The sequence below is a fragment of the Prevotella amnii DSM 23384 = JCM 14753 genome, assembly GCF_000378745.1.
Taxonomy (GTDB): Bacteria; Bacteroidota; Bacteroidia; order Bacteroidales; family Bacteroidaceae; genus Prevotella; species Prevotella amnii.
Genome location: NZ_KB905312.1, coordinates 1 through 11,442, shown reverse-complemented (window position 1 = coordinate 11,442; position 11,442 = coordinate 1). Strand labels below are relative to the sequence as shown.

General features: G+C 33.1%; 8 protein-coding genes. 7 read left to right on the top strand and 1 reads right to left on the bottom strand.

Features of this window, described 5'->3' with window-relative positions; translation table 11 throughout:
* A partial coding sequence (locus F596_RS11635; RefSeq protein ID WP_019036814.1) for a DUF4372 domain-containing protein occupies positions 1-159 on the bottom strand: 159 nt, incomplete at its 3' end.
* A gap of 76 nt (positions 160-235) precedes the next feature.
* Between F596_RS11635 and F596_RS11140 the strand changes: the two genes are divergently transcribed.
* The 7 genes from F596_RS11140 to F596_RS0109790 form a co-directional block, all read left to right on the top strand.
* A complete protein-coding gene (locus F596_RS11140; protein WP_019036813.1) occupies positions 236-3,124 on the top strand; it encodes a translocation/assembly module TamB domain-containing protein in 2,889 nt (962 codons plus the stop codon).
* Positions 3,125-3,251: 127 nt separating this feature from the next.
* The gene (gene rpsA / locus F596_RS0109815) at positions 3,252-5,033 is read left to right on the top strand and encodes a 30S ribosomal protein S1 (RefSeq protein WP_008449209.1); all 1,782 of its coding nucleotides are present in this window, start codon (positions 3,252-3,254) and stop codon (positions 5,031-5,033) included.
* 338 nt (positions 5,034-5,371) lie between these two features.
* The gene (locus F596_RS0109810; protein WP_019036812.1) at positions 5,372-7,450 is read left to right on the top strand and encodes a TonB-dependent receptor plug domain-containing protein; all 2,079 of its coding nucleotides are present in this window, start codon (positions 5,372-5,374) and stop codon (positions 7,448-7,450) included.
* A 286-nt stretch (positions 7,451-7,736) separates the two neighbouring features.
* On the top strand, positions 7,737-8,237 hold the full coding sequence (locus F596_RS0109805; protein ID WP_008449202.1) for a Fur family transcriptional regulator: 501 nt from the start codon (positions 7,737-7,739) through the stop codon (positions 8,235-8,237).
* Between the two features lie 4 nt (positions 8,238-8,241).
* Positions 8,242-9,516, top strand: coding sequence for an adenylosuccinate synthase (locus F596_RS0109800; protein WP_008449212.1), 1,275 nt, complete (start codon positions 8,242-8,244; stop codon positions 9,514-9,516).
* Between the two features lie 115 nt (positions 9,517-9,631).
* Positions 9,632-10,996, top strand: a complete 1,365-nt coding sequence (gene hisS / locus F596_RS0109795) for a histidine--tRNA ligase (RefSeq protein ID WP_019036811.1) — start codon at positions 9,632-9,634, stop codon at positions 10,994-10,996.
* Positions 10,997-11,235: 239 nt separating this feature from the next.
* Positions 11,236-11,442: ISAon1 family transposase N-terminal region protein (locus tag F596_RS0109790; RefSeq protein WP_019036810.1), on the top strand; the 207-nt coding region annotated here is incomplete at its 3' end.

Below are 11,442 nucleotides of genomic sequence, written 5' to 3'. Positions count from 1 at the left end.
GAACAGCATTACGACGAGATGTTGGTAGCCGTCAAAACGCTTCACGTAAGCCTCGCTTCCTTTCGTTTCGTGGCTTATTTGAAGAATTTTCTCTTTGTCGAGTAACTTTAATACTTGACTATAGACCGGCTGTCCGGTAAAATGACTATCTTTGCTCATGGTTATATATTTTTTAGCAAAACAAAGATAACCAAAAGGGCTGATACTTCGTGAAAAGTGTTAGCCCTAATTTATTTTGTTTGAAAAAGTTTTACCGGACAGCAATAGTTCTCATATTATTAGTTTTACTTCAGAATTAAAAGGTTCATTCTCTAATTTATATGATATTAGTGGCTTTTTCAATTTTTCAAATGTAACAATTAGCAGCAAGGATAAAGTACTTTCTATAAAAAAAATAAGAATAAATACAGAGAATGATAAATTGATTAAAAACATTGATATAGAGAGCGATTATGGCGAAGCTCATGTTAGCGGTTCTTATAATTTGTCTACTCTTTTTCAAAGTTTTAAAAATATAATTCATGCTTACCTTCCCAGTCTTGTTAGTGAGAGATATATCCCTATGGGTAAATATAATAAAATAGCATTTGATGTGCAACTTAAAAATTATGATGCTATAAAAGAGTATATTAAGCTGCCTTTAAAATTGGAAAGTCCTCTTGCTTTTAATGGAAAATTTAATGAGAAAACAAAAGATATTGACTTTTTCTTTGAGTCGAAGAAAGTTTCTTTTGCTGACACTGAGATGAAAAATGTTGATATAAGAGTAGGTTCTAAGGAGGGCAACCTTATAACAACTATAAAAGGAGAGTATAATAACGTCAAGAAGCCGCATTTTTATATTAATACTTTTGCAAGAATAGGACAGGATAAAATTTCATCTATTATAAATTGTACTACAGAAGGGAAGATTCCTTTTAAGAGTGTTATAAATAGTGATATATTGTTTTACAACCATGGCGGTTCTCTTGCTACGCGAGTTCATTTTAACCCTTCTAATATTAATATAGATACGATAAGTCTTACTTTACAACCTTCTGATATGATATATTATCGCAAGAATCTGATAATAAATCATTTTGAAATATCTAATAAGACACAGCATATAATAGTAAATGGTAAGACTTCCGGTGATCCTGAGGATTCTCTTTCAGTTTATCTAAAGGATATAGAAGTGCCTTATATTCTCGATTTAGTTAATTTCCATGATGTTAATTTTGGAGGGTTAGCTTCAGGTACAGCTTCTGTTAAATCTATATTCTCTCACCCTATAATAAATACTAAACTTTTTGTAAAAGACTTTACCTTTCAAGATGGTCCTATGGGCGAACTTACAGCGGAATCAACTTATGATAGTAAGAACGAAATTGCTTATATTAATGCTAAAGCTGTGGCTAATAATAGTTCTTATACAGATATAAAGGGATATGTTGATTTGAAAAACGAGTATATCAATTTACCTATATATGCGCATAACACTAAACTTTATTTTATGAAAAGTTATTGTGATTCATTTATGGATAATATAGAAGGTTCTATTAATGGCTGGTGTAAAGTAGTAGGTCCTCTTAGTCATATTAATCTTGAAGGCGACTTAGTAGCTAATGGTAGAATGTCAATTACCCCTATAGGCACTACTTATACCTTTGAGAATAGTCATATAAAAATGCTTCCTAATGAGATTATCTTTGCTAAAGATACAATTAGAGATGTTAATAATAATATCGGAGTTATAACTGGAGGTTTGAATCATGATTATTTAAGTAATTTTTCTTATAATGTGAATATAGCAACAAAGAATCTGTTATGTTATAATTTTCCACAACAAATTAATAAGGAGTCGTTTTGGGGTGTTGTTTATGGTACAGGTACATGTCATGTAAAAGGTTTATCAGGCGAAACTACTTTAGATGTGAATTTATCTCCTGAGCCGAATTCACATATAGTTTATGATGCAAGTCGGGCAAGTTCTTTAGGGGAAAATTATTTTATAAGGTGGAATGAAGTAAAGAAGGATTCTCTTATGAGTAAAGAAAAAAAGTTAGAAGTAACTAATAATAGGGATACTATAGGCTCGGGAAATAATGATGTTGTATTTCACAATTTTAATAATCTTAGTGATCTTAATATAAACTTTCTTTTTAATACTAATCCAAATCTTACCATGGAGGTTATCACAGATGAATCTACTCGCGATAATCTACTTCTTAATGGATATGGAGGCATACGTGCTACTTATTATAATAAAGGTTCTTTCCAAATGTATGGTAATTTTTTTGTAGATCATGGTGCGTATAATATTACGATAGAAAATGCAATTAAAAAGACTTTTGCTTTTCAGCCGACATCAACAATTGTTTTTGGTGGTGATCCTTTTAATGCTACACTTAATTTACAGGGGTTCTATTCTCTTAGCTCGGTATCACTTAGTGATTTGCAGATAGGACAGCCTCTTTTCTCTACTAATACGAAAGTAAATTGTTTACTTAATATTAAAGGTACGGCAGGTTCGCCTAATGTTACTTTTGGTATAAATTTCCCTAATTTGTCTGATGATGCTCAACAAATAGTTCATTCTTTGCTTAATTCTGAAGAGGATCTTAATCAGCAAGTGTTATATCTATTAGCTATTGGAAGGTTTTATCCTCAAACAAGTAATAACTCTTTACAGAATAATGCTGCTCAGCATCGCACTTCTTTAGCAGTGCAAAGTTTGCTATCAGGAACATTATCCCAACAAATAAATACAATACTTTCAAATGTTATAAATTCAAATAACTGGAATTTTGGAACAAATATAGCTACTGGTAATGAAGGACTTAATAATGCAGAGTATGAAGGAATATTTTCAGGAAGATTGTTTAATGATCGTTTACTATTAAATGGAGAGTTGGGCTATAGAGATAATGTAGCTACAAACTCATCTTCTTTTATTGGAGACTTTGATCTTCGTTATTTATTACAAAAAAATGGTAATGTGGCTTTTCATTTCTACAATAAGAATAATGATCGTTATTTCGCACGTAATTCTCTTACTACACAAGGTATTGGTATTATTCTGAAGAAAGATTTTACTAATTTGCGAGATCTTTTTGGTTTGCATAATAAAAATAAAAAAAAATAAAGCAATATCACTGATGTACAGATTATTATTATTAACTTTGCACATAGTTTGGATTTATTATATCCTTACGTGAGAGAATTATTCATATAAAGTCTAACTTTATTAAATTATTAATTAATTAAAATTTATGACAAATTTAGAAAACGTCAAGCCACTTGATGATTTCAATTGGGACGAGTTCGAGAACGGTACAAGTGTAGATGCAAGTAAGAAAGATCTTACTAAAGTTTACGATGACACTCTTAACAAAATTCAAGAAAACCAAGTTGTTGAAGGCACAGTTATCTCTGTTGATAAGAAAGAAGTTGTGGTTAACATTGGTTATAAGAGCGATGGTATTATACCAGCATCGGAGTTCCGTTACAATCCTGAGTTAAAAGCAGGCGACAAAGTCGAGGTTTTTGTAGAGAGTCAGGAAGATAAGCGTGGTCAGTTAGTTCTTTCTCATAAGAAAGCTCGTTTACAGAAGAGCTGGGAGAATATAAATGCTGCTCTTGATAACGATGAAATCATTCAGGGTTACATTAAGAGTCGTACTAAAGGTGGTATGATAGTTGATGTATTTGGTATTGAAGCTTTCTTGCCTGGTAGCCAAATTGACGTTCACCCTATACGCGACTACGATGTTTTTGTAGGTAAGACAATGGAATTTAAGGTTGTTAAGATAAATCAGGAATTCCGTAATGTAGTTGTGTCTCATAAGGCACTTATTGAGGCAGAATTGGAAGCACAGCGCAAAGAGATTATTTCACATTTGGAGAAAGGTCAGATTCTTGAAGGTACAGTTAAGAATATTACTACATATGGTGTGTTTATCGACTTGGGAGGTGTAGATGGTCTTATTCATATTACAGACCTTTCATGGGGTCGTGTAAGTGATCCTCACGAGGTTGTTACTCTTGATGAGAAAATTAAGGTAGTTATTCTTGATTTTGATGAAGAGAAGAAGCGTATTGCTTTAGGTTTGAAGCAGCTTACTCCTCATCCTTGGGATGCTTTAGATGCAGATCTTAAGGTAGGTGATCATGTAAAAGGTAAGGTAGTCGTTATGGCAGACTATGGTGCTTTTGTAGAAATACAGCCAGGTGTTGAGGGGTTAATTCATGTTTCAGAGATGAGCTGGAGTCAGCATTTACGTTCTGCACAGGAGTTTATGAAAGTTGGTGATGAAGTAGAAGCTGTTATCTTAACTCTTGATCGTGACGAGCGTAAGATGTCTCTTGGCATTAAACAATTAAAGGCTGATCCTTGGGAATCTATTGAGGACAAATATCCTATAGGTTCTAAGCATATTGCTAAGGTGCGCAATTTCACTAATTTTGGTATCTTTGTAGAGTTAGAAGAAGGTGTAGATGGTTTAATTCATATTTCAGATCTTTCTTGGACAAAGAAGGTGAAACATCCTTCAGAGTTTACTCATCAAGGGGCAGAAATAGATGTAGTTGTGCTTGAGATAGATAAGGAAAATCGTCGTTTAAGCTTAGGACACAAGCAGCTTGAGCCTAATCCATGGGATGAATATGAGTCTATTTATACTCCAGGTTCTGTTCATACAGGTAAGATAACAGAGGTAATGGATAAAGGTGCAGTTATTGCTTTAAACGAAGGTGGTGAAGGCTTTGCTACTCCAAAGCATCTTGTTAAGGAAGATGGTTCCCAAGCACAGCTTGGCGAGGAGCTACCATTTATGGTTATAGAGTTTGTTAAGGATACAAAGCGTATTATTCTTTCTCATTCTCGTACATTTGAAGAGGTTAAGGAAGAGCAGCCACGTCGTTCGCGCAGTAATAGTAACAATACAGCTCGCAAGCAAGAAGCTGCAGCACAAGTTAATAATGTAGCAGCAGGAACTTCTCTTGGTGACCTTGATGTTCTTGCAGATCTTAAGAAAAAAATGGAAGGTAAGTAAAATATACTTTTCCCTTTTTTAGATATTATTTGGAGGATGTGTGAAAAATTTATGCACATCCTCTTTTTTTTATGTGAAATATTGGCGTAATAAGCCATATTTCTTTTTAGCTTATTAAATGTCCATTACGTCTAATATAATTCTTTTATAAAAATATTTTGTCATGGTTTTCATGTTATATTAAAGATTATTATAGGCTGTTTTAAATGTTATTATAAGCAATCTCGACGTACTAAGATTTTCTTTTTTTTTGTTTTTTTATTACCTTTGCACCGTTTTAGAGGATTTTAGGAAGTATTTTACCTATCCTCTTAGTATTTATTTATTAAATATTAATTATGTACAAAACCAATTTTAACAAGCGTAGCGTTATCAAGTTTAAGCACTTTTCACGTCACGGCTATTCACTTTTTTCTGTGTTAGGGAAAGAAGTGGTGATTGGTGTTTTGAGCGTTGCTACCCTTCAGCATGCTACAGCAAAGAGCATTAGTAACGAAGGTGTAAAAGCAAGCAACGATTCTACACTTTTAAACCAATCTCCGGTTATGATGAACGAAGTGTGTGTTACTGGTTCGCGCGCTCCACTTGCTAATAGTAAGCAAGCGAGAAAGGTAATTGTACTAGAGCATGATGATATTATGCATGCCCCTGTACAAAGTGTTAATGATTTGCTGAAGTATGCAGCAGGAGTAGACGTAAGGCAGCGTGGTCCTATTGGAGCACAAACTGATGTCAGCATACGAGGTGGAAATCAGGAACAGATAGCAGTGCTATTAAATGGCATTAATATTTGTGATCCTCAAACAGGACATAATGTTTTCGATTTCCCATTAGATATTTCTCATATCAAGCGGATTGAGATTTTAGAAGGACCTGCAGGGCGCGTTTATGGTACTTCTTCTTTATTAGGCGCAATTAATGTTATTACTCAAACTCCACAAAACTCATCATTTGATTTTCATATAGATGGCGGATCATATGGTTATTTCTCTGTAGGAGCTCGTGGTAATATAACAAATAAAAGATGGACTAATCAGGTTTCAGCTAACTTTACTCGTAGTGATGGCTATTTACGAAATAAAGCAGGTATGCTGAACTCAGATTATCAGACCTCTAAACTGTTTTATAATGGTATTTATTCAGGTGCTCAATGGTTATTTAATTGGCATGCAGGATTTAGTATTAAAGACTTTGGCTCTAATACATTTTATGGAGTTAAATGGGACGATCAGTTTGAGCATACCGCAAAGATATATACTGCTATACAAGCTGAAAATAAGGTAGGTAATCTTCGCATACGTCCGTCAGTATATTGGAATAGGGGTTGGGATAGATTTGAGTTATTCCGGAATAGCCCCCAAAAATATCCATTTAATTACCATTGCACTGATGTGATAGGTAGTAATCTAAATGCTTATTATATATGGTCGGATGCGAATAAGACAGCATTTGGATTAGAGGTTAGAAACGAGAAAATAAAGAGTACAATACTTGGCGATAACCTTTATAAGCCTATAAATATTAACGGAACCGATAGACAGTATTTAAAAGGACTAAACAGGACTAACTGCCAATTTTATTTAGAGCAAAATATTAGTTTAGATCGTTTAACTCTTTCAGGAGGTTTCATTGCTGTAAAAAACAGTCAGGCTAATATGCCTTTAAAGTTTTTCCCAAGTTTAGATGTTAATTATAGTATTAACAGCAACTTGCAAATATACGCATCTCATAATACTGCCCTGCGTATGCCTTCTTTTACGGAATTATATTATTCAGTAGGTGGGTTTAAGGCTGATAAGCACTTACGTCCAGAGGAATTAAGTGCATATGAAGTAGGAGTAAAATATGTAAACAATTATATCATTACTTCTGCAAATATCTTTTATAATCATCATCATAATCTTATTGATTGGATTAATGATGGTAGTAAGGATAAAAACGGTTCCTTAATCTGGAAGAGTGTTAATTTTGGATCTATTAATGACCTTGGAGTAGAGTTTTCTACTAAAATGTTGCTCTCAAGGATTTTCCCATCTCAACATATTCTAAAGAATTTAAATTTATCTTATTGTTATCTTGATCAGAATAAAGAGGGAGAAGATAATATTAATAGTAAATATGTTTTAGATTATCTAAAAAACAAGTTAGTTTTAGGATTGGATATGAATATCGTAAAACACCTTAACCTTAATGTTAATTACCGTTTTCAGCATCGTATGAATGGTTATCTTGATATAGCTGGTAATTATCATGATTATGGTAGTTATGGTGTTTTAGATGCACGACTTAGCTGGGAAGCTAAAAAATGGAATGCTTACATTAATGCAAATAATATATTGGGATGTCATTATGTTGATGTTGCTAATGTGAAACAGCCCGGAGCTTGGGTTGTAGCTGGAATTGCAGTTAAGTTGTAAAAATCATTACCTAACAGATAAAATTTAATATATAAATAAAAAGGCTGAATTTCTTATTAGGAGTTTAGCCTTTTTATAGTTTTTATAGCTATTTTGTAAAATTATAAATTGCTTTTCATTGTAAAGTATCTTATTAATAAGTATAGATATATTTTAATGTAGTATTTTATCTAATCAAATATATTTATTGTATGTAAGAATTATTATATTAACTTTTTTTCAATTATCTTCCAATTATCATCTATTTAAAAATAACTATCTTTGTACAAATTTAAACAGTAACCAAGTGGCTAATAATGTAGTCAAAGAAAGAGTTCGAGATATCTTGGATAGTTATCTTGAAATAAATAATCATCGTAAGACGGCTGAACGTTCTGCTATTTTAGATGCAGTCTATGATATGTCTGGACATTTTACGTTAGATGAATTAGGGAAAGAATTAGAAAGGCGTAATTTTAGAGTATCTCGTGCAACTTTATATAACACGATGCGGCTCTTTATAGAGCTACGCTTAGTAATAAGACATCGCTTTATTGGGCAGACTAAGTATGAAGGGGCTTTTAATAATGAAGATCATATTCATCAGATATGTACAGTTTGTGGGACAGTAACGGAATTAGATGCACCAAATATAGTAACAGCCATAAAGGAAACGAAATATTCACGTTTTAAGAAAGATGGTTTTTCGTTATATATCTATGGTATATGTTCACGTTGTCAAATATCGCTTTCAAGGCAGAGAAATAAAGCGTTAAGTAAGAAACAAGATAAATCATCACAAAAATAAGCAAATGAATACAGCTAAAGTAGATGTCCTGTTAGGATTACAATGGGGCGATGAAGGTAAAGGAAAGGTAGTAGATGTACTTACTCCTAAGTATGATGTAATAGCAAGATTTCAAGGAGGTCCAAATGCAGGGCATACTTTGGAGTTTGAAAATCAAAAGTATGTGTTACGTTCTATTCCTTCTGGTATCTTCCAAGGTGGTAAAATAAATATTATTGGTAATGGTGTTGTTTTAGCTCCTGACCTTTTCATGAATGAAGCCAAGGAATTAGAAAAAAGTGGTCATTCATTAAAAGAGAGGTTGTTAATATCGAAGAAAGCACATCTTATATTGCCTACTCATCGTCTGCTTGATAGAGCTAATGAAGCTGCTAAAGGAAAGTCGAAGGTGGGTACTACGGGTAAAGGCATAGGACCTACTTATACTGACAAAATAAGTCGTAATGGGCTGCGTGTAGGTGATATATTAGATAATTTTGAAGCAAAATATGAAGCTCATAAGGCTCGTCATATAGAAATGTTAGAAGCTCTGAAATGGACTGATTTTTCAGAACTTAAAGAAATGGAAAAAGTGTGGTTAGAAGGGATTTCGTTCTTAAAAGAATTTAAGTTTGTAGATTCTGAGCATGAAATACACCATTTATTAAAAGAAAACAAGTCAGTACTTTGTGAGGGAGCACAAGGAACTATGCTTGATGTTGATTTTGGTTCTTATCCTTTTGTAACATCTTCAAATACTGTTACCGCAGGTGCATGTACAGGTTTGGGCATCGGTCCTAATAGTATAGGGAATGTATATGGTATTATGAAAGCTTATTGCACTCGTGTGGGGTCTGGTCCTTTTCCGACAGAATTATTTGATGAAACTGGTAAAACTTTAAGAGATATAGGGCATGAGTATGGTGCAGTTACAGGAAGAGAACGCCGTTGTGGCTGGATAGATTTAGTACAATTAAAATATTCGGTTATGATAGATGGCGTAACAGAACTTATCATGATGAAAAGTGATGTACTTGATGGTTTTGATACTATTAAGGCTTGTGTTGCTTATGAACTTCCTAATGGAGAAGTAACTGAAAATTTCCCTTATGATATAAATAATATAAAACCTATTTATAAGGAGTTTAAAGGTTGGAAACAAGATATGACCCAATGTAAATCAGAATCAGGCTTCCCAAAAGAATTTAGTGATTATGTTGCTTTTATAGAGCATTATCTTGGGGTACGAATAGGTATTATATCTTTAGGTCCAGATAGAACACAAACTATAATCCGTTAAAGTTTTTTTATATTGCAGAATATTAAGATGTTTTGATTTTATATAGCTTTTAAAATCATAAGAAAAACATAACCAATTGGGGTTATATTACAAAAAAATAGTATAAAAAAAAAATATGGCAAATAAACCTTCTATACCTAAGGGAACTCGAGACTTCGGGCCTGAGGAGATGGCAAAACGTAATTATATTTTTGATACAATAAAGCATGTATATGCTCTATATGGCTTTCAACAAATAGAAACTCCTGCCATGGAAACATTTCATACTTTGATGGGAAAGTATGGAGAAGAGGGAGATAAATTACTTTTTAAGATATTAAATTCTGGAGATTATCTAAAGACAATTAGTGATGAGGAAATTCTGCAGCGTAATATTTTAAAACTTCAGACAAAATTATGTGAGAAAGGTTTACGTTATGATCTAACAGTACCTTTTGCACGTTATGTTGTTATGCATAGAGAAGAACTACACTTGCCCTTTAAACGTTACCAGATACAGCCAGTATGGCGTGCTGATAGGCCACAGAAAGGACGTTATCGTGAGTTTTATCAATGCGATGCAGATATTATTGGTTCAGATTCTCTTTTAAACGAAGTAGAGTTATTACAAATAATAGATACTGTTTTTACTAAGTTTGGTATTAGGGTACAAATAAAAATAAATAACAGGAAAATTCTTACAGGTATAGCAGAGGTCATTGGCGAAAGAGAAAAGATTGTAGCTATTACTGTAGCGATAGATAAACTTGAGAAAATAGGACTAAGCAAGGTTAATGAAGAGCTTCGTTCTGTAGGCATTTCAGATGAAGCTATTGATAAGTTGCAACCTATTATTAAGTTTGATGGTTCTAATGAAGAGAAATTAGATGTTATTGCTGGTGTACTTAAGGATAGTGAGATAGGTCTTGAAGGAGTAAATGAGCTTCGCTTTATTCTAAGTAAATTGAAATTATTAAAGTTGCAGAATGAAACGCAAATAGATCTTACTTTAGCTCGTGGATTAAATTATTATACGGGAGCAATCTTTGAGGTTAAGGCTTTAGATACACAAATAGGTTCTATTACAGGAGGGGGTAGGTATGATAACCTTACTGGTATATTTGGAATGCAAGGTATTTCTGGTGTAGGAATTAGTTTTGGAGCTGATCGTATTTATGATGTTCTAACTACTCTTGACCTGTATCCTAAAGAAAGTGTATCGGGTACTCAAGTGCTATTTATAAACTTTGGAGATAAGGAAACAGCTTATTGTCTACCTATTATATCAAAGGTCCGTAAGGCAGGAATACGTGCAGAGATCTATCCTGATAGTGTGAAAATGAAGAAGCAGATGAGTTATGCTAATGCTAAAGGCATTAAATATGTAGCATTAGCAGGCGAAACAGAAATGAATGTAAATAAGATAACTTTAAAAAACATGATATCAGGGGAACAAACTTTAGTGTCTTCAGAAGAATTAATTAAGTATATTTTAGGATAAGTATTATTATTGCTTAATAAAGCAGATGTAGGTAAATATATTTATCTACATCTGTTTTGTATATCAAACTATGAAAATATTTTTCTTTAATATAAAAAAAGGAGTTTAATGGTAGTAAAAAGGAAATGTAATCTAAAGAGTTTAATGGGAGTTGTCTATAATGGGTCAGTCCTAAAATCCAGTTGCAAGCCCTCTCCTCTCAGGCACATAATTTCATAAGTATTTGTTATCTTTGCATCATGAAGAATCACCAATTATTACGTTGCATCTTTCCAGATGTACTTGCCGACTACTTTGATGTTGTCGATATTCAAGAGAGTGTTTCGCAGATTGACTTTTGGCTTGACGAGCGTAACTTTATGGAAAAGTCAGACCATAAGTTAGGCACTGTAAGCAGTTATGGTTTTACCAGCGAGCGTGTTATTCAGGACTTTCCCCTTCGTGGG